Source organism: Microbacterium capsulatum (genome assembly GCF_030865425.1).
In the GTDB taxonomy this organism is placed as follows: domain Bacteria; phylum Actinomycetota; class Actinomycetes; order Actinomycetales; family Microbacteriaceae; genus Microbacterium; species Microbacterium capsulatum.
Map to the genome: position 1 here is coordinate 68661 of NZ_JAVFCB010000002.1, position 18367 is coordinate 87027.

Below are 18367 nucleotides of genomic sequence, written 5' to 3' on the forward strand. Positions count from 1 at the left end.
CCACGGTGCCGCCCGGCGAGCCGGCCGGCGCCGTCATTGGAAGTCCCGGGAGTGGTGCGCCACGCCCACCCGCAGCGGTTCGAACGCGTCGGCGAGCAGGTTGACGACGCCCTCGGGGGAGCGTTCCAGGATCCCGCGGACGATCAGCGCGGGCGACTCCCGGGCGATCCGGCGGTAGCGCGTCCACACCCCCTGCGTGCAGATCACGTTGACGAGGCCGTGCTCGTCCTCGAGGTTGAGGAAGGTCACGCCACCCGCGGTCGACGGCCGCTGCCGGTGCGTCACGAGCCCCGCCGCCTCGACCCGCCGGCCGTTCTCGTGCGTGCGCAGCGCGGTGGAGACGAGCACCCCGCGCTCGTCCAGCGCCGGACGGAAGTGCGCGAGGGGATGGTCGTCCGTGGACACCCCGGTCGCCCAGAGATCGGCGGTGAGGATCTCGTAGCTGGTCTGGTCGCCGAACAGCGGCGGCTGCACGGCGACGACCGTGTCGGGCAGGTAGCGGGCGCGGTCCTCGGCGGCGGATCCGGCGAGCCAGATCGCCTCCCGCCGGTGCAGGCCGAGGCTGTCGAAGGCGCCCGCGGTGGCGAGGGCCTCGACCTGGGCCGCGGTGAGGTCCGTGCGGCGCACGAGGTCGTTCAGGTCGCGGTACGGGCCGCGGGCGTCGCGCTCGGCGACGATCCGCTCGGCCGTCTTCACGCCGATCCCCGTGACCCCGGCGAGCCCGAGCCGCACGGCGAAACGGCCGTCGCGCCGGTGCGCGGCGATCTCGTCGGGGGCGCTGCGGTCGAACTCCTTCGGCTTCGTGCCCGTAGGGCGCTTCGGGAGCTGGTGTGCGCACGACTCCCGGCCGGTGATCACGGACGCGCCGGCTGCGGCATCCGGATCCAGAGGCTCCAGGGTCTCGGTCGCCCCGGACAGCGCGATGTCGGGCCGTCGCACCTCGACGCCGTGCCGGCGGGCGTCGCCGGTGAGCGTCGCGGCGGAGTAGAACCCCATCGGCTGGGAGCGCAGGAGACCTGCGAGGAACGCGGCCGGGTAGTGCAGCTTGAGCCAGGAGCTGGCGTAGACGAGCAGCGCGAAGGAGAGCGAGTGCGACTCGGCGAAGCCGAAGTCGGAGAACGCCTGGATCTGGGCGTAGATGCGATCGGCGGTCTCGTCGTCCAGCCCGTGCTCGCGCATGCCGTCGTACAGGCTCTTCCTGATGCTGTCGATCTTCTCCAGCCCCCGCTTGGAGCCCATTGCGCGGCGCAGGGTGTCCGCCTCGTCGGCCGTGCAGTTGCCCAGAGCGGTGGCCATCTGGATGAGCTGCTCCTGGAAGACGGGGATCCCCAAGGTCCGCTTCAGGATCGGTTCCAGCTTCGGGTGGGCGTAGACCACGTCCTCCTGCCCGAGCTTGCGGCGGACGAACGGGTGCACCGCGCCGCCCTGGATGGGGCCGGGGCGGATCAGCGCGATCTGGATCGCGAGCTCGTAGAACTCCCGCGGCTGCAGGCGGGGGAGCAGCCCCATCTGCGCCCGGGACTCGACCTGGAACACCCCGATCGTGTCGGCCCGGCAGAGCATGTCGTAGACCGCGGGCTCCTCCTTCGGCAGCGAGTCCAGTGTCCAGTCCTCGCCCGTGGCGTCGCGGACGAGGTCGAAGCAGTGCCGGAGGGCGGAGAGCAACCCGAGCCCGAGCAGGTCGAACTTCACCAGCCCCATCCAGGCCGAGGAGTCCTTGTCCCACTGGATGACGGTGCGCTTCTCCATGCGGGCGTGCTCGACCGGGACGACCTCGCCGACCGGACGCTGGGTGAGCACCATGCCGCCGGAGTGGATGCCCAGATGCCGGGGCGCCCGGAGCAGGGCGTCGGCGTAGGCGACGACGGCGGCGGGGATGTCGTGATCGGAGGTGGCGAGCTCCCCGCGCTCCACCTGGCGCGACCAGGCGTCCTGCTGCCCGGGGGAGAAGCCGAGCGCGCGGGCCATGTCGCGCACCGCGTTCTTCGGGCGGTACTGGATCACGTTCGCGACCTGTGCGGCGTTCTCCCTCCCGTAGGTCTCGTAGACCCACTGGATGATCTCCTCCCGGCGCCCGGAGTCGAAGTCCACGTCGATGTCGGGCTCCTCGGTGCGGGTCGTGGCGAGGAAGCGCTCGAACGGAAGGTTGAAGAAGATCGGATCCACCGCGGTGATGCCGAGCAGATAGCAGACCGCGCTCGCCGCGGCGGATCCACGGCCCTGGCAGAGGATCCCGAGCTCCCTCGCCTTGTCCACGATGCCGTGCACGATGAGGAAGTAGCCGGGGAAGTCCTTCTCCTCGATCACGTCCAGCTCCCGCTCGATGCGGGCGCGCCCCGCGTCGGTGAGATCCGGGTAGACCGAGGGCACGGCGGCCCAGACCAGGGCGCGCAGGTGGCTCATCGGCGTCTCGCCTTCGGGCACCGCCATCGTCGGCAGCGCCGGCTTGGCGCGGCGCAGTGGGAAGGCGCAGGCCTCGGCGATCTCCAGCCCGTGCGCGATCGCCCCGGGGTACCGGGCGAAGCGGGCGGTCATCTCCGCCCCCGAGCGCAGGTGCGCGGATCCGTGCGCGGGCAGCCACCCCTCCAGCTCCCGCATGCTCCGCGTGGCGCGCACGGCGGCGACGGCCTCGGCGAGGGCGGCATCCCCCGGCGCCGCGTAGTGCACGTTGTTCGTCGCCACCACGGGCAGCCCGTGCGTGACGGCGAGGGCGGCGAGGGCGTCGTTGCGGCGGGTGTCGAGCGGATCGGAGTGGTCGATCAGCTCGACCGCCACCCGGTCCGCGCCGAACAGCTCGACGAGCAGGCGCAGCGCCCGCTCGGCGCCCTCCGGCCCCTCCTGTTCGTAGGCTGTGCGGACGGAGCCCTTGCGGCAGCCGGTGAGGATCGTCCAGTGCCCCTCCGCGCGGTTCGCCAGGGACTCGATCCCGTAGAGCGGACGGCCCTTCTCGCCGCCGCGCAGCTGCGCCTCGGTGATCGCCGCGGACAGGCGGTGATACCCCTCCTCGCCCCGGGCGAGCACGAGCAGGTGCTCGCCGAGCGGATCCGCTGCGCCGCCCCGCGCCGGAGTCGGGGAGCGGTCGCCGCCGCCGAGCGACAGCTCCGCGCCGAACACCGTCTGCAGCTCCGGGGCGAGCTCGGCGGCCTCGCCGAAGCGCGCCGCGCCGTAGAAGCCGTCGTGGTCCGTGATCGCCAGCGCGGTGAGGCCGAGCCGCTGGGCCTCGGTGATGAGGTCCTCGGGCGAGGAGGCGCCGTCGAGGAAGGAGTAGGAGGAGTGCGCGTGCAGCTCGGCGTAGGGGGTCGCGTCCGTCGGGCGCTCGATGTCGCCCAGCCGGATCGGGGGCCGCTTGCTCATCCGGGACGGCGCGTCCACCGGCGCCTCCTGATGCAGGGGCGTGCGGCCGCTGAGCGTGCGCTCCAGCTCGGCCCACGACATGTCCGGGTTGTGCCAGCCCATCAGTGATACCTCCCTTCGGCCCACCAGCGTCCGCCACCGGCTCCGCCGGCACCGGCTTCGGCGACGTACATCACCAGCCAGGCGCGCTCCTGCACGTCGACGATCTGCAGGCGCTCGCCGCGCCGGATCCCCGCCGGATCGCCGCGCCGGTCCCGCACCGACCACGGACCCGCCCAGGACAGCACGGGGCAGGAGTCCACGGCCGCCGGCGCCGCGGTGAGCAGCCCTCGCTCGTCGACGCCGACGTCGGCGCCGTCCGCCGCGGTCACCGCGATCGGCCGGAGCGGCACGAACACCTCGGCGGGCAGCGGATCCGGCAGCTGCCCCGGCCAGGGCTGATCCGCCGGCCGGGCCGGGACCACCCGCTCGCCCCACGGCGTGAGCTGCTGCCGGTCGGCGAGCAGGCGCCCGCCCGCGACGACGCCGGTGACCACGCCCTCGTGCCCGAGCAGCGTCTGCACCCGGGAGACGGCGTGGTGCAGCCGCTCGTCGGGGCCCGATCCGAACAGACCGGGCTGATGGTGCGCGGCGTCGTCGACGGCGACCGGGGCGATCCGCACCCGGGCGATGCCGCGGAACCGGTGCGCCTCGTCGTCGTCGCCGCGGGCCTCGTCCGCGAGCGACTCCAGCTGCCAGCGCACCCGGTCGACGAGATCGGAGGCCTCGAAGCATGTCGGGTGCAGCCAGGTGCGCGAGGTCACCCGCTCGTCGTCGTCGGTGAGGTCGATCCGCACCTCGGTGCACACCAGCGACGCCTCGGCGAGGGCCAGGATCACGGCGTCGGCGCTCTGCCGGACCGCGAACGCGATCTGATCCGACTGGCCGAGGGGGGACTCGAACTCGACCTCGGCGGCGAGCTCCGGATCCGCCGGCCGCGGCACCACCGGTCGGGAGTCCGCGCCCGCGGCCAGGGCGTGCAGGCGCGCACCGCGCTCGCCGAAGCGATCCCTGAGGCGTGCGGCGCCGAGGGCGGCGAGATCGCCGAGCGTGCGCACGCCCAGGCGGAGCAGCAGCGCGGTGATCTCCTCGTCACCCCGCTCCCGCTGCGCCAGGGCCTGCACGGGCAGCGGGGCGAGGAACGCGGCGGCCTCGCCCGGGGCTACCACGAGCGCCGGATCCGCCCCGCGCGCGGCGAGCTCCGCCGTGAACGGCCCGTCGGCGATCCCGATCCGCACCTCGGGATGCCCCGCCGCGGCGAGGAGCGCGTGCAGCGTGCGGGCCGCCTCCTGCTCCCCGCCGTGATAGCGGGCGACGCCGCGGGCGCGGAGCAGGGCGAGGCCGGGGCGGAGCAGCTGCGCGCCGGGCGCGTGCGCCTCGATGTGGCGCAGCACGGGCAGGAAGGCGCGCTCGTCCCGCGCCGGATCGGCGGGGAGGATGCGCAGAGCGGGCAGCAGTCCCTGCGCCTCGCGGCGACGCTGCCCGATCCGCACGCCCTGGGCGCGGGCCGCCGCGCTGCAGGCGACCACCCGGTTCGCGTGCAGGATCGCCGCCGGCTCCGCGGCCTCGTCGCCGAGCGCCGCCCGCAGCGGCCAGTCCGGGAACCACAGCACGATCACGCGGACCGGGACGCGGGCTGCGGCGTTCATCCCGCCACCGGCAGGAGGGATGCGGTGCGGAGCGGGGCGGGCGTCTCGCGGACGGCGGCCGGACGGGGGAGCGGGACCAGCCGGGGCGTCTCCACGGCCTCGATCGTGCCGTGGCTGCCGGGCAGGCGCACGCGCACGCTCTGCGGCTGCGGCGACCGCCGGGTGCGCGCGGTGACCGTCACCTCGCACTGCTCGAGCGCTCCCCAGCCGGATCCGAGGCCCTGCCAGTGCGGATCGTGCACGCGGATCGACCCCTCGCTCTGCGGCCACTCCGTGGCGGCTCCGGCCCCCGAGACTCCGGCCCCCGAGGCACCGGCCCCCGAGACGACGAGCAGGGTGCAGCCGCGGTCGCGCAGCCGCGCGCCCAGCCGGGATGCCTCGGCGTCGCGGATCGGCGTGCAGGGGCGGATCGCGATGAGCGGGACCACCTCGGAGAGCGTGGAGACGACCGAGAGCCAGCGCGGCCCCGGTTCGGGGACGAGCAGCAGCCGGCTCAGTTCCACGCCGTGCCCCGCGAGCGCCTCCACGCCCAGGGTGGGTATGCCGACGGCCGCGCACCACGCGCCTGCGGCGGAGACGGGGGCGAGCAGCGCCGCGATGAGCCCCGGGGAGGCGGAGACGGAGTACGTCGTGCCGACCTGCAGGCCGCCCTCGGGGAGGATCGACTCCAGGGCGGGGGAGACGGGGATCAGCGGCAGATCGCTGCGGCGGCGCTGCATGCGGGTGATCTCCCGGCGGAGGCGCAGCACCTCCCCGGCCCGCGTGTCGGCGGCGGGGGCCATCATGGAACCGAGAGCCATCCCCATGGAAACCATCCTCGAATATCTCTTCGAATAATGCAACTGATGTGATGAAGATAGCTCGTACATCCGACATTCCCGGATGGGTGTGGGGGCGGTCCGCTCGAGGAGGGGAGCTGGTCGAGGACGGACGTGTGCTCGTCCGATCCGCCGGAGAGTTCTCCACAGCCCCGCACACGGCGCACGGGGATCTGACAGCCTTCCTGCATGGACCTCCACGTCGCGATCCTCGTGCTCGCGCATCTCGCGGTGCTCGGGGTCGGGGTCCGGCTCATCGCGATCGACATCGCCACGCACCGGCTCCCGGACCGGATCGTGCTGCCGACCCTGGCCGGCGCGATCGCACTGCTCGTCGTCGAGGCGCTGCTCACGGGCGAGCCCCGGCCCCTCACCGGCGCCCTGTGGGGGATGCTGCTGCTCGGCGGGTTCTACGCGGCCCTCCGCCTCCTCAGCCGCGGCGGCATGGGCGGCGGGGACGTCAAGCTCGCGGCGCTCGTCGGACTGGTCCTGGGCCGCGACGGCGGGCAGGCGCTGCTCGTCGGCGCGGCGGCCGCGTTCGTGCTGGGCGCCGTGCACGCCCTCGGGCTCATCGTGCTGCGCCGCGCCGACCGCGGCACGCACATCGCCTTCGGGCCGTGGATGATCGTCGGCGGCGTCCTCGGCGTCGCCGCGGCGTGAACACACGGAGACCACCCGAGGAACCGCTGCGCGGAGCGGCGCCATCGGGGCGCTCCGGGGCTAGGGTGAGGGCATGGCACTCGCACGCCTCCACGGCGGCCCGCTGGACGGGCAGATCATCCCCCTCGGTGCGGCGGACGACAAGCTGATCGTCCCCTACAGCGAGACCCAGGTGGTGTACAGCCGCCGGGTCGAGCCGAAGGGCACCGGTGCGCACGACGGTCCGACCACGGTCGACTACTGGTACGACGAGTCCCTCGAGGACATCGACCCGTCCGATGTCTGAACCCTCGCGCACCTTCGAGATCGAGGTCAAGTACGACGTCGACGCCGCGACGCCGCTGCCGGACTGGAGCGTGATCCCCGGGGTCGACGCGGTGACGGAGGGCGAGGCCCGCGCGCTCGACGCGCAGTACTTCGACACCGCGGGCACGGTGCTCGGCCGCGCCGGGGTGGCCCTGCGGCGCCGTACCGGCGGCCCTGACGCGGGGTGGCATGTGAAGGGACCGCGCGACGGCGACGGCCGGCTCGAGCTCGGCTGGCCGCTCGGCGAGGGCGATGGTCCTCCCGAGCCCGTGGTCGCGGTGATCTCCGAGTGGACGACGGATCCGCTCACCCCGCTCGCCCGCATCGAGAACGCCCGCACCGCCTATCTGCTGACCGGCCCCGCCGGCGTCGTCGCCGAGTTCGTCGACGACCACGTCCGTGCGACGGACCTCCGCGGCGGGGTGCGGCGCGAGTGGCGCGAGTGGGAGATGGAGCTGGGCCCCGCCGCCCCCGCCGACAGCGCAGGCCGGGCGGCCTTCTTCGCCGCGGTGGAGCAGGCGGTCCGTGCGGTCGGCGGTCGCGAGTCCGCCTCGGGATCCAAGCTCGCGCGGGCCCTCGGCTTCTGATCCGCGCCCGCTGAGCGCGTCGTGCCGTGGACGCAAGCCCCTTCCGGGCGGGCAGGCCTCGTGCTTGAGTGGGACCATGAGCAGCCCGGCCATCCTGAGATCCCTGCGGACGGTCGTGCCCGACACGGTCCTGCACCAGAACGAGGTGCGCGACGTCTTCGCCGCTCAGCCGGGGCTCGGCCGCCTCGCCCGGCGGATCGTCACGGCCTCGTTCGACGGTTCGGGGATCGACACCCGACGGACGGTGATCGATGAGCTGTCGCTGACCGCCGAGCCGGAGTCGCCCCGGTTCTTCGACCGCGCCTCGGGGCTGCTGCTCTCTCCGGGGACCGCGGACCGCAACGACCTCTACGTGCGTGAGGCCGGCCGGCTGTTCGTCGCCGCCGCGCGCGCCGCCCTGGACGCCGACCCCGGCATCGTCGCCGCAGACATCACGCACGTCATCACCGTGTCCTGCACGGGCTTCCACGCCCCGGGGCCGGAGTACGGGATCGTCCGCGCCCTCGGGCTCGCGGACTCGGTGCAGCGCTACCACCTCGGGTTCATGGGCTGCTACGCGTCGCTGCCGGCGCTGCGCGCGGCGAACCAGTTCTGCGCCGCGGATCCGGACGCCGTGGTGCTCGTCGTCAGCGTCGAGCTGTGCACGCTGCATCTGCGCTCCTCCGAGGACCCGGACGTGATCGTCGCATCCTCGCTGTTCGCGGACGGCGCGGCCGCGGGGATCGTCACCGCGCGCCCGCCCGGATCCGCGGCTCCCGGGCTCCTCCTGGACCGGTTCCACACCGCGATCGCCCCGCAGGGCGAGAAGGACATGGCATGGACGATCGGTGATCGCGGATTCGAGATGATCCTGTCGACCGCCGTACCGCAGATCATCGGCGAGACCATCGTCGACGCGCTGCGCCCGCTGTACGCGGACGGGCGGGATCCGGGCGATCCCGGCGCCGGGTCGCTGGGCGCGGCCTTCGATGACGGCAGGATCGGCGAGGAGGTCCGGCACTGGGCGATCCACCCGGGCGGGCGCAGCATCCTCGACCGGGTGCAGGACCGGCTGCATCTCAGCGACGCGCAGCTGCGCCCGGCCAGGGAGACCCTGCGCACGCTCGGCAACATGTCCAGCGCGACCGTGCTGTTCGTGCTGCAGCGGATCCTCGAGGAGGAGGAGGGCGTGCGGGACGGCGAGAGGGTGGCGGCGATGGCGTTCGGCCCCGGGCTGACCGCGGAGAGCGCGCTGATGACGGTGGTCGCCCCCGGCGGCGATGGGCGCTGACCTCTCCGCGCGCGCCGTCGACGCGCCTGAACTCATGGACGATCCGGACGCGGATCAGCGGACGCTCGATCGCACCTACGAGCTGTTCCGGCTCGTGAACACGGTGGTCTCCCGGCCGGGAGCGCTGTACCGGAGGGACGTCCGTCCCCGCGCGCGGGCTGGCCGGGTGCGGATCCTGGACGTCGGCGCGGGTGGCGGCGACCTCTGCCGCGCCCTCGCCCGGCGGCTCGCGCGGGACGGGCTGGACGCGGAGATCACCGCGCTCGACGCGGACGAGCGGGCGACCCGCTGGGCCGCGGCCCACGACGGCGGTGCCGGCGTCGTCTACCGCTGCGCGCGGTCCGCGGAGCTGGTCCGTGCCGGCGAGCGCTACGACGTCGTGCTGTCCAACCATGTGCTGCACCACCTCGCCGCGGACGAGCTGCAGGGGCTGCTGGAGGACAGCCGCCGCCTCGTCGGACCGGACGGGCTGGTCGCGCATCACGACATCGCCCGCGGCCGGATCGCCTACGCGCTGTTCGCCGCGGGAAGCCTGCCGTTCGCCCGGAACGTCCTGTCCGGATCCTTCATCCGCGCGGACGGGCTGACCAGCATCCGCCGCTCGTACACCGCGGCGGAGCTCGCGGACCTCGCGCCGGACGGATGGCGCGTGCTGCGGGAGGCGCCCGCGCGCCTGCAGCTGCGGTGGGAGCCGCGCGATGCCCGACCATGAGGTGATCGTCGTCGGCGCGGGCCCGGTGGGCCTGCTGCTGACGTGCCTGCTCGCGCAGGAGGGTGTCGACGTCCTGCTCTGCGAACGGCACGAGGGGGCCGACACGCGCAGCAGGGCGATCGGGATCCACCCGCCCGGGCTGGACGCGCTCGACCGGGTCGGAGTCGGCGCCGCCGTGCGCGCCGAGGCGCTGTCGCTCGAGGGCGGCGACGTGCTGTGCCGGGGCAGGATCCTCGCCTCGCTCGCCTTCTCGCCGGACCGGCCCGTGCTGGTGCTCCCGCAGCAGCGCACGGACGCGCTGCTGCGCGCCCGGCTGACGGAGCTGTCCGCCGCCGCGATCCGCCTCGGCGGCGCGGCCCGGGCGATCCGGGACGAGGGCGACTTCGTCCGGCTGAGCGTCGACGCGCTGCACAGGCGGCACGAGCTCACCGCGTCGTTCGTCGTGGTCGCCGACGGCGTGCGCAGCGGCCTCCGGCAGGATCTCGGGATCCGCTGGCGGCGGCGTCCCGGCCGCGGCTCGTATGCGATGCTCGACGTGCCCGATCCCGCCGCCGGCGTTCGGGCGCAGCTGCACCTCGAACCGGGTGGGGTCGTCGAGTCCTTCCCGCTGCCTCGCGGCGGCCGGCGATGGGTGGTGCGGGAGAGCGGCCACGCGTCCCCGGAGCTGCGCACGGCGGACGGGTTCCGGCGGGCGATCGAGGAGCGGATCGGGGCGCGCGTCGCGATCGACGACGAGGCGCGGCCGGTGCGCTTCCTCGCCGCGCAGCACCTCGCCCGCATGTCCGCCCGCGGCCGGGTCGCGCTCGTGGGGGACGCGGCGCACGAGGTCAGCCCGATCGGCGGGCAGGGGATGAACCTGGGCTGGATCGACGCGGAACGGCTCGCGCCCGCGATCCTGCACGCCCTCGCCGGGCGCCCCGACCTCCGGGAGTACGCCCGACGGACGTCCCGCTCCGCGCGGTCCGCGCAGGGGCGATCCGCGTTCTACATGTGGATGGGCGCCCCCGTGAGCGGCCTGCCCCTGGTCGCACGCGATGTGCTCATCCGCACCCTCGGTGCGGCCCCGCTGCGCACCTGGGCGACCGGCCTGATCACCATGCGCGGGCTCTGACCCTTCGGCATGCTCAGGGGCCGCCCCTCAGCAACGCACGAAGGCAGCGACGCACGAGGGCCCGGCCACGCGTGCAGCGTGACCGGGCCCTCGTGAGGCGACCGGATCCGATCAGAGGTTGATCATGTGCCCGGCGAGGCCGTGGAAGCCCTCCTGCAGCGCCTCCGACAGCGTCGGGTGCGTGTGCACGTTGCGGGCGGCCTCGAGCGCGGTGAGGTCCCACTTCTGCGCGAGGGTCAGCTCGGGCAGGAGCTCCGAGACGTCCGGGCCGATCAGGTGGCCGCCGATGAGCTCGAGGTGCTCGGCGTCGGCGATGAGCTTGACGAAGCCGACGGGCTCGCCGAGGCCGTTCGCCTTGCCGTTCGCGCTGAACGGGAACTTCGCGACCTTGATCTCGCGGCCCTCGGCGCGGGCCTGCTCCTCGGTGAGGCCGAAGCTGGCGACCTGCGGCTGGCAGAACGTCGCGCGCGGCATCATCCGGTAGTCGCCCAGGGTCTGGGTCTCGGCCTTGCCGATGGTCTCGGCGGCGACGACGGCCTGGGCCTCCGCCACGTGCGCGAGCTGCAGCTTGGCGGTCACGTCGCCGATGGCGTAGATGCCCTCGACGTTCGTGCGCATGTGGTCGTCGATGTCGATCGCACCGCGGTCGGTGAGCTTGACACCGGTGTTCTCCAGGCCGAAGCCCTCGACGTTCGGCGCGAAGCCGACCGACATGAGGACCTTGCCGGCGGTGATCTCGCCGGGCTGGCCGTCGCGGGTCTCGTACGTGACGTGCACGGACGAGCCGTTGTCGGTGACCGTCTTCACGGCGGTCGAGGTGAGGATGTCGATGCCGAGCTTCTTGTACTGCTTCTGGATCTCCTTGGAGACCTCGACGTCCTCGTTCGGCAGCGCGCGGTCGAGGAACTCGATGATCGTGACCTGCACGCCGTAGTTCGACAGCACGTAGCCGAACTCCATGCCGATCGCGCCGGCGCCCACGATGACGATCGACTCGGGCAGGTCGCGGGTGAGGATCTGCTCCTCGAAGGTCACGACGTTGTCGCTGAGCTGGACGCCCGGCAGCAGGCGGACCGTGGATCCGGTCGCGATGATGGCGTTGTCGAACGTGAGCTGTTCGGTGGTGCCGTCGGACTTGGCGACGGAGATGGTCTTCGGGCCCGTGAAGGTGCCGCGGCCGTCGTACTCGACGACCTTGTTCTTCTTCATCAGGAAGTGGATGCCCTTGACGTGGGTGTCCGCGACCTTGCGGCTGCGGTCGAACGCCGCGCCGAAGTCGAAGTGCACGTCACCGGAGATGCCGAAGAACTCGGCCTTGTGGTTGAACGTGTGCGCGATCTCGGCGTTCTTGAGAAGCGACTTCGAGGGGATGCACCCCACGTTGAGGCAGATACCGCCCCAGTACTTCTCCTCGATGATCGCGGTGGACAGTCCGAGCTGGGCGCTGCGGACGGCGGCCACATAGCCGCCGGGACCCGCGCCGAGGATGACGACGTCGTAGTGAGGCATGGCCCCATGGTAGCGTCCGCCGGACCGTGCCCCGAGCCGAGCCGTCACCGGGAGGAATGCGGCTGTTTCGAGCGGGCCGGCATCCGATAGTCTGGAACGCCAGAGGAGGGGTGCACACTGTGACTGAGAACGACGTTCCCGAAGGCGCCGTCCGTCGCCGTGGTGGCGGTGAGACCGCGCACGACACCACGCAGACGTTCGGGCACGACTCCGACCTGTCCTTCGTCCCGTTCGGTGCCGACCTCACCGAGGTGGAGCAGTCGGCGATCGCCGCGCTGCCGTCCGGATCCGCCCTGCTGCTGGTGCGCTCCGGCGCGCTCGCCGGCGCCCGGTACCTGCTGGACACCGGCGTCACCACCGTCGGCCGCCACCCCGAGGCGGACATCTTCTTCGACGACGTGACCGTTTCGCGCCGGCACGCCGAGGTGATCCGCACCGGCACCGTGTTCGAAGTCGTCGACCAGCGCTCGCTGAACGGCACCTACGTGAACGGCGAGCGGGTCGACCGCAGCGAGCTGCGCAACGGGTACGAGATCCGGGTGGGCAAGTTCCGGCTGAACTTCTTCGCCTCGCCCGCCGATCTCGCCGCAGCAGGCGCCTGATGGCGGCCTCGGCCGCGGAGCGTTCCGCCCCGTCGGGGCTTTTGAGCATCGGGCAGGTTCTCGCCCGGCTCACCCCGGAGTTCCCGGACGTGCGTGCCTCGAAGCTCCGCTTCCTGGAGGAGAAGGGCATCGTCACACCGGTGCGCACCGCCTCCGGGTACCGCAAGTTCTCCGGATCCGATCTCGAGCGGATCCGCGTCGCCCTCACCCTGCAGCGGGACCAGTACCTGCCGCTGAAGGTCATCCGCGAGCACCTCGACGCGGTCGACGCGTCCGGCGCCGCCCCCGAGCTGCCCGCCTCGATCGTCGCGGGCCCGCGCCGGTACCGCCGGGACGAGCTCATCGCCGCAGCGGGTGCGTCGTCCGCGCTGCTCGGCGACGCGGTGACCAGCGGCATGCTGCCGGCCGTGGAGGCGTATCCCGAGTCCGCCGTCTCCCTGCTGCGCGCGCTCGTGGCCCTGGACGGGCACGGGATCGGCCCGCGGCACCTGCGTCCGCTGCGGCAGAGCGCCGAGCGGGACATCGCCCTCGTGCAGTCCGCGCTGTCCGCGCTGCTGCGCCGCACCGACACTCCGTCGCGTGCGCGGGCGAGCGAGATGGCGCCGGAACTGGCGTCCCGCCTCGACGAGGTGCGCTCGCTCCTGGTCAAGGACGGCATCGGCCGGCTGCTGTCGTAACGAACTGATTGCGACACACCCCCGGGCCGGAGCGGATGTCATTGTCGCGGGTCCCGCGCCGGTCTACCGTTGAGCTATCGACCTTCACGCAGTGCTTGAAGGAACGCCGTACCGGGAAGACCAGAAGGAGAAGGCATGAGCGCCGAGGAACGGGGCGACGCACCGTCGTCGTTCGGGGACGATCTCCTCTTCACGGACGGGCTTCCCGCGATGGACGACGAGGTCGGCTACCGCGGTGCGGTGGCCGCCCGGGCGGCGGGCATCACCTACCGCCAGCTGGACTACTGGGCGCGTACCGAGCTGGTCGTCCCGACCGTCCGCGGCGCCAGCGGATCCGGCTCGCAGCGCCTCTACGGCTTCCGCGACATCCTCGTGCTCAAGCTCGTCAAGGAGCTGCTGAACACCGGCATCTCGCTGCAGCAGATCCGCACCGCCGTCGACCAGCTCCGTGCGGCCGGCATCCGCGACCTCGCGGGCACGACGCTCATGAGCGACGGCGCGTCCGTCTACCTGTGCACCTCGAACGACGAGGTGATCGACCTGCTCAGCCGCGGCCAGGGCGTCTTCGGGATCGCGGTCGGCAAGGTCTTCCACGAGGTCGAGGCGACGCTGGTGGAGTTCGACGCGCTCGTCCCGGAGGCCGAGGACGACCTCGCCGCGCGCCGCGCGCGCCGCTCCGCCTGAGCGCACCGGACCCTACGAGAAGAGCCGGTCCCCCGAGGGGACCGGCTCTTCTCGTTCGTGGGGGTCGCGGCTCAGACGCGGGTGTCCTCCGGCAGCGCGATCCGGCCGGTGCGGATCACCCGGTCCAGCAGCGTGTCGAAGTCGGCGGCGAGCTCCTGCGCGGAGTCGCCCGGCCAGATGTGCAGCGGCTTCGCAGCGCCCTGGGCCTGCTGCAGCGAGGTGCGCTCGGGCAGCTGGGGGCTCAGCACGAGCGGGCCGAACATGTCGCGCAGCTCCTTGATCCGGAACTGGTGCTCGATCGACTGCGGGCGGACCCGGTTCACGACGATGCCGAGCGGCTGCAGGCGGGGGGAGAGGCCGCGGCGGATCTCCTCGATCGCGCGCAGGGCGCGGTCCGCGGCGGCGACCGAGAACAGGCCGGGCTCGGTGACGACCATGACACGGTCGCTCGCGGCCCACGCGGTGCGGGTGAGCGCGTTCAGCGAGGGGGCGCAGTCGATCAGCACGAGGTCGTAGTCGGCCTCGACGGCGGCGAGCGCCTCCTCGAGCTTCCAGACGTCGCGGACGCTCGGGTGCGGGCCGTCGAAGTTGATCGCGGACGGGCTGCCGATGAGGACGTCGATCGTGCCGGGGTGCACCTTCGCCCAGCCCGAGGACGTGATCGCCTGACGGACCACCTTCTCCTTCGGGTTGGCGAGGACGTCGGCCACGTTGAGCCGGCCGGCGACCTGGATGTCCATGCCGGTGGAGACGTCCGACTGCGGGTCGAGGTCGACCACGAGCGTGCGGACGCCACGGGCGAACGCCGCCGAGGCGAGACCGAGGGTCACGGTCGTCTTGCCGACACCGCCCTTGAGGGAACTGACGCTGAGTACGTGCACGAAGACCACGTTACCTTCCCCTAGGCTGAGGAAACACTCAGCCCCCCGATGCGCGATTTGCGCAACCAGTGTTCGAGGTGCCCATGTTCCAGAAGATCCTTGTGGCCAACCGCGGCGAGATCGCGATCCGCGCGTTCAGAGCGGCGTTCGAAGTGGGGGCGCGCACGGTCGCGGTGTTCCCCTGGGAGGACCGCGGATCCATCCACCGTCAGAAGGCGGACGAGTCGTATCAGATCGGCGAGGTCGGCCATCCGGTGCGCGCCTACCTCGACGTGGACGAGATCATCCGCGTGGCGCGGGAGAGCGGCGCGGACGCCATCTACCCGGGCTACGGCTTCCTCTCGGAGAACCCGCAGCTGGCCGCGCGCGCCGCGGAGCACGGGATCGCCTTCATCGGGCCGCCCGCGCACGTGCTGGAGATGGCCGGCAACAAGGTCACCGCGAAGCACCACGCGATCGCCGCCGGCGTGCCGGTGCTCCGCTCGACCGAGGCCTCGGACGACGTCGACGAGCTCGTCGCCCAGGCGGAGGGGATCGGCTTCCCGATCTTCGTCAAGGCCGTCGCGGGCGGCGGTGGGCGCGGCATGCGCCGGGTGGAGTCGATCGGCGAGTTGGCCCCGGCGCTGGCCGAGGCCATGCGCGAGGCGGACAGCGCGTTCGGCGATGCCCGGGTGTTCCTCGAGCAGGCGGTGCGGCGCCCCCGGCACATCGAGGTGCAGGTGCTCGCGGACGCCACAGGGCACACCGTGCATCTGTTCGAGCGGGACTGCTCGGTGCAGCGCCGCCATCAGAAGGTGGTCGAGATCGCCCCGGCGCCGAATCTCGACGACGCGATCCGGAAGTCCCTGCACGGCCACGCCGTCGCCTTCGCCCGCTCCATCGGGTACGTGAACGCGGGCACGGTCGAGTTCCTCCTGGAGACCGAGGGGGAGCGGGCCGGCGAGGTCGTCTTCATCGAGATGAACCCGCGGATCCAGGTCGAGCACACGGTGACCGAGGAGGTCACCGACGTCGATCTGGTGCAGTCGCAGATGCGGATCGCGGCCGGCGAGACGCTGTCCGACCTGGGGCTGGACCAGGACAGCATCCAGCTCCGCGGCGCCGCGCTGCAGTGCCGGATCACCACGGAGGACCCGGCGCAGGGCTTCCGGCCCGACACCGGGCGCATCACGACCTATCGCTCACCCGGCGGCGCCGGCATCCGCCTCGACGGAGGCACCACCGCGGCCGGCTCGCATATCAGCCCGCACTTCGACTCGATGCTCGCGAAGCTCACCTGCCGCGGCCGGGACTTCCCGGCGGCGGTCGCGCGCGCCAAACGCGCTCTCGCCGAGTACCGCATCCGCGGCGTCGCCACCAACATCCCGTTCCTGCGTGCCGTGCTCGACGACCCGGCGTTCGTCGCCGGCGACGTGTCCACGCTGTTCATCGAGGAGCGGCCGGAACTGCTGACCAGCAACCCGTCCAGGGACCGGGCGACCCGGCTGCTGAACTGGCTCGGCGACGTCACGGTGAACAAGCCGTACGGGGAGAAGCCGCTGTCGCCCTCGCCGGGCAGCAAACTCCCGAAGATCGACTTGAGCGGCGAGCCGCCGGCGGGCTCCCGCGAGCGGCTGCTGCGGCTGGGCCCCGAGGGCTTCGCGCGGGCCCTGCGCGAGCAGACCGCGCTCGCGGTGACCGAGACGACCTTCCGCGACGCCCATCAGTCCCTCCTCGCGACGCGCGTGCGCACCCGCGACCTGGTGCGCGTCGGCCCGCACGTGGCCCGGATGACGCCGCAGCTGCTGTCCGTCGAGGCGTGGGGCGGTGCGACCTACGACGTCGCGCTGCGCTTCCTCGCCGAGGATCCGTGGGAGCGCCTCGAGGCGGTGCGCACGGCGATGCCGAACATCCCGATCCAGATGCTGCTGCGCGGACGCAACACCGTCGGGTACACGCCGCGGCCCGTCGAGGTCACGAATGCCTTCGTGCGCGAGGCGGCGTCGACCGGGGTGGACATCTTCCGCATCTTCGACGCGCTCAACGACGTCTCCCAGATGCGCCCCGCGATCGACGCCGTGCGGGAGACCGGCACCGCGGTCGCCGAGGTCGCACTCTGCTACACCGGCGACCTGCTGGATCCGGCGGAGAGCCTCTACACCCTCGACTACTACTTGCGTCTCGCGGAGCAGATCGTCGACTCCGGTGCGCACATCCTGGCGATCAAGGACATGGCGGGGCTGCTCCGGCCCGCGGCCGCCGCGCGACTCGTCACCGCGCTGCGCGAGCGGTTCGACCTGCCCGTCCACCTGCACACGCACGACACCGCGGGCGGGCAGCTGGCGACGCTGCTGGCCGCCAGCGCGGCCGGCGTCGACGCCGTCGACGCCGCCGCCGCGCCGATGTCCGGCACGACGAGCCAGCCGTCGCTGTCGGCGCTCGTCGCGGCCCTCGCGCACACCGAGCGCGACACCGGACTCGATCTGCAGGCGGTCGGCGACCTGGAGCCGTACTGGGAGGGCGTGCGCCACCTCTATCGCCCCTTCGAGTCGGGGCTGCCCGCGCCGACGGGACGCGTGTACCACCACGAGATCCCGGGAGGGCAGCTGTCGAACCTGCGGCAGCAGGCCATCGCGCTGGGCCTGGCGGACAGCTTCGAACGCATCGAGGACATGTACGCCGCCGCGGATCGGATCCTCGGCCGGATCCCCAAGGTCACTCCGTCCTCGAAGGTCGTCGGCGACCTCGCCCTGGCGCTCGTGGCCGCCGGAGCCGACCCTCGGGACTTCGAGCAGAACCCACAGAACTACGACATCCCCGATTCGGTGATCGGATTCATGGCCGGCGAGCTGGGAGACCTGCCCGGCGGATGGCCGGAGCCGTTCCGCACGAAGGTGCTGGCGGGACGCCGGGTGTCGATCGACGTCGTCCCGATCACCGCGGAGGAGCGGCGTGCGCTCGAAGGCGAGAGCCTCGAACGGCGGCAGGCGCTGAACCGCCTGCTCTTCCCGGGACCGGCGGCGGAGTTCGAGCGCAACCGCGCCGCCTACGGCGATCTGTCCGCACTCGGCACCCCGGACTACCTCTACGGTCTGGTTCCGGGCGAGGAGCATGTCGCGGAGATCGATCCCGGCGTGCAGCTCTTCGTGGGTCTCGAGGCCATCGGCGAAGCGGACGAGAAGGGCATCCGCACCGTGATGACCACCCTCAACGGCCAGCTGCGGCCGGTGTTCGTGCGGGACCGCTCCCTCAAGGTCGTCGTGCACGAGGCGGAGAAGGCCGACGCGTCCCAGCCGGGCCAGGTCTCCGCGCCGTTCTCCGGCGTGGTCACGCTGAAGGCCGCACTCGGCGCATCCGTGCAGGCGGGGGAGCCGGTCGCGTCGATCGAGGCGATGAAGATGGAGGCGGCGATCACCGCCCCTGTCGACGGCGTCGTGGAGAGGCTCGTGATCGCGGCCACGCAGCAGGTCGACGCGGGTGACCTTTTGGTCGTCATCCGCCCGGCCCGTTAGCCTGGTCCGGGCGACGC

15 protein-coding genes are annotated in these 18367 nt (G+C 72.8%); 10 read left to right on the plus strand and 5 right to left on the minus strand.

Going from position 1 to position 18367, the window contains the following annotated elements:
* Window positions 1–33: 33 nt before the first annotated feature.
* The 3 genes from RBR11_RS03235 to RBR11_RS03245 are packed head-to-tail and all read right to left on the minus strand — an operon-like array spanning window position 34 to window position 5842.
* Entirely contained in the window at window positions 34–3456 is a 3423-nt protein-coding gene (locus RBR11_RS03235; RefSeq protein ID WP_308487867.1) for an error-prone DNA polymerase, read from the minus strand.
* Window positions 3456–5042 (minus strand): DNA polymerase Y family protein, encoded by a 1587-nt coding sequence (locus RBR11_RS03240; protein WP_308487868.1) that lies wholly within the window; start codon window positions 5040–5042, stop codon window positions 3456–3458. Before RBR11_RS03240 ends, RBR11_RS03235 begins: the two co-directional genes overlap by 1 nt.
* On the minus strand, window positions 5039–5842 hold the full coding sequence (locus tag RBR11_RS03245; protein ID WP_308487869.1) for a hypothetical protein: 804 nt from the start codon (window positions 5840–5842) through the stop codon (window positions 5039–5041). Before RBR11_RS03245 ends, RBR11_RS03240 begins: the two co-directional genes overlap by 4 nt.
* Before the next feature lie 207 nt (window positions 5843–6049).
* Here RBR11_RS03245 and RBR11_RS03250 point away from each other — a divergent pair, with 207 nt between their 5' ends.
* The 6 genes from RBR11_RS03250 (at window position 6050) to RBR11_RS03275 (ending at window position 10506) form a co-directional block, all read left to right on the plus strand.
* Window positions 6050–6520 (plus strand): prepilin peptidase, encoded by a 471-nt coding sequence (locus RBR11_RS03250; RefSeq protein ID WP_308487870.1) that lies wholly within the window; start codon window positions 6050–6052, stop codon window positions 6518–6520.
* A gap of 73 nt (window positions 6521–6593) precedes the next feature.
* Entirely contained in the window at window positions 6594–6806 is a 213-nt protein-coding gene (locus tag RBR11_RS03255; protein ID WP_308487871.1) for a response regulator, read from the plus strand.
* On the plus strand, window positions 6799–7413 hold the full coding sequence (locus RBR11_RS03260; protein WP_308487872.1) for a CYTH domain-containing protein: 615 nt from the start codon (window positions 6799–6801) through the stop codon (window positions 7411–7413). The genes RBR11_RS03255 and RBR11_RS03260 overlap by 8 nt, the downstream gene beginning before the upstream one ends.
* Window positions 7414–7489: 76 nt before the next feature.
* Window positions 7490–8683, plus strand: a complete 1194-nt coding sequence (locus RBR11_RS03265) for a type III polyketide synthase (RefSeq protein ID WP_308487873.1) — start codon at window positions 7490–7492, stop codon at window positions 8681–8683.
* Between the two features lie 34 nt (window positions 8684–8717).
* Window positions 8718–9395 carry a methyltransferase domain-containing protein gene (locus tag RBR11_RS03270; protein ID WP_308487874.1) on the plus strand — a complete coding sequence of 226 codons (678 nt, stop codon included), beginning with the start codon at window positions 8718–8720 and terminating at the stop codon, window positions 9393–9395.
* Window positions 9382–10506, plus strand: a complete 1125-nt coding sequence (locus RBR11_RS03275) for an FAD-dependent oxidoreductase (RefSeq protein WP_308487875.1) — start codon at window positions 9382–9384, stop codon at window positions 10504–10506. Before RBR11_RS03270 ends, RBR11_RS03275 begins: the two co-directional genes overlap by 14 nt.
* Before the next feature lie 111 nt (window positions 10507–10617).
* Here the strand turns inward: RBR11_RS03275 and lpdA are convergent, their stop codons facing one another.
* Complete coding sequence (lpdA, locus tag RBR11_RS03280; RefSeq protein WP_308487876.1) at window positions 10618–12015, minus strand: dihydrolipoyl dehydrogenase; 1398 nt, start codon at window positions 12013–12015, stop codon at window positions 10618–10620.
* A 119-nt stretch (window positions 12016–12134) separates the two neighbouring features.
* On the opposite strand from lpdA, the gene RBR11_RS03285 reads away from it, so the two are divergent.
* The 3 genes from RBR11_RS03285 (at window position 12135) to RBR11_RS03295 (ending at window position 13978) form a co-directional block, all read left to right on the plus strand.
* Entirely contained in the window at window positions 12135–12617 is a 483-nt protein-coding gene (locus RBR11_RS03285) for an FHA domain-containing protein (RefSeq protein WP_308487877.1), read from the plus strand.
* A complete protein-coding gene (gene ftsR, locus RBR11_RS03290; RefSeq protein ID WP_308487878.1) occupies window positions 12617–13294 on the plus strand; it encodes a transcriptional regulator FtsR in 678 nt (225 codons plus the stop codon). Before RBR11_RS03285 ends, ftsR begins: the two co-directional genes overlap by 1 nt.
* Before the next feature lie 135 nt (window positions 13295–13429).
* Window positions 13430–13978 carry a MerR family transcriptional regulator gene (locus RBR11_RS03295; protein ID WP_308487879.1) on the plus strand — a complete coding sequence of 183 codons (549 nt, stop codon included), beginning with the start codon at window positions 13430–13432 and terminating at the stop codon, window positions 13976–13978.
* A gap of 71 nt (window positions 13979–14049) precedes the next feature.
* Here the strand turns inward: RBR11_RS03295 and RBR11_RS03300 are convergent, their stop codons facing one another.
* Entirely contained in the window at window positions 14050–14859 is an 810-nt protein-coding gene (locus tag RBR11_RS03300; protein WP_308488290.1) for a ParA family protein, read from the minus strand.
* A gap of 83 nt (window positions 14860–14942) precedes the next feature.
* Here RBR11_RS03300 and RBR11_RS03305 point away from each other — a divergent pair, with 83 nt between their 5' ends.
* The gene (locus RBR11_RS03305; protein ID WP_308487880.1) at window positions 14943–18350 is read left to right on the plus strand and encodes a pyruvate carboxylase; all 3408 of its coding nucleotides are present in this window, start codon (window positions 14943–14945) and stop codon (window positions 18348–18350) included.
* Window positions 18351–18367 lie beyond the last annotated feature (17 nt).

Coding starts and splice junctions, on each gene's coding strand:
- lpdA (WP_308487876.1), bottom strand. CDS start 12,015: ATGCCTCACTACGACGTCGTCATCCTCGGCGCGGGTCCCGGCGGCTAT.
- ftsR (WP_308487878.1), top strand. CDS start 12,617: ATGGCGGCCTCGGCCGCGGAGCGTTCCGCCCCGTCGGGGCTTTTGAGC.
- RBR11_RS03270 (WP_308487874.1), top strand. CDS start 8,718: ATGGACGATCCGGACGCGGATCAGCGGACGCTCGATCGCACCTACGAG.
- RBR11_RS03265 (WP_308487873.1), top strand. CDS start 7,490: ATGAGCAGCCCGGCCATCCTGAGATCCCTGCGGACGGTCGTGCCCGAC.
- RBR11_RS03235 (WP_308487867.1), bottom strand. CDS start 3,456: ATGGGCTGGCACAACCCGGACATGTCGTGGGCCGAGCTGGAGCGCACG.
- RBR11_RS03255 (WP_308487871.1), top strand. CDS start 6,594: ATGGCACTCGCACGCCTCCACGGCGGCCCGCTGGACGGGCAGATCATC.
- RBR11_RS03275 (WP_308487875.1), top strand. CDS start 9,382: ATGCCCGACCATGAGGTGATCGTCGTCGGCGCGGGCCCGGTGGGCCTG.
- RBR11_RS03305 (WP_308487880.1), top strand. CDS start 14,943: ATGTTCCAGAAGATCCTTGTGGCCAACCGCGGCGAGATCGCGATCCGC.
- RBR11_RS03250 (WP_308487870.1), top strand. CDS start 6,050: ATGGACCTCCACGTCGCGATCCTCGTGCTCGCGCATCTCGCGGTGCTC.
- RBR11_RS03245 (WP_308487869.1), bottom strand. CDS start 5,842: ATGGCTCTCGGTTCCATGATGGCCCCCGCCGCCGACACGCGGGCCGGG.
- RBR11_RS03260 (WP_308487872.1), top strand. CDS start 6,799: ATGTCTGAACCCTCGCGCACCTTCGAGATCGAGGTCAAGTACGACGTC.
- RBR11_RS03240 (WP_308487868.1), bottom strand. CDS start 5,042: ATGAACGCCGCAGCCCGCGTCCCGGTCCGCGTGATCGTGCTGTGGTTC.
- RBR11_RS03295 (WP_308487879.1), top strand. CDS start 13,430: ATGAGCGCCGAGGAACGGGGCGACGCACCGTCGTCGTTCGGGGACGAT.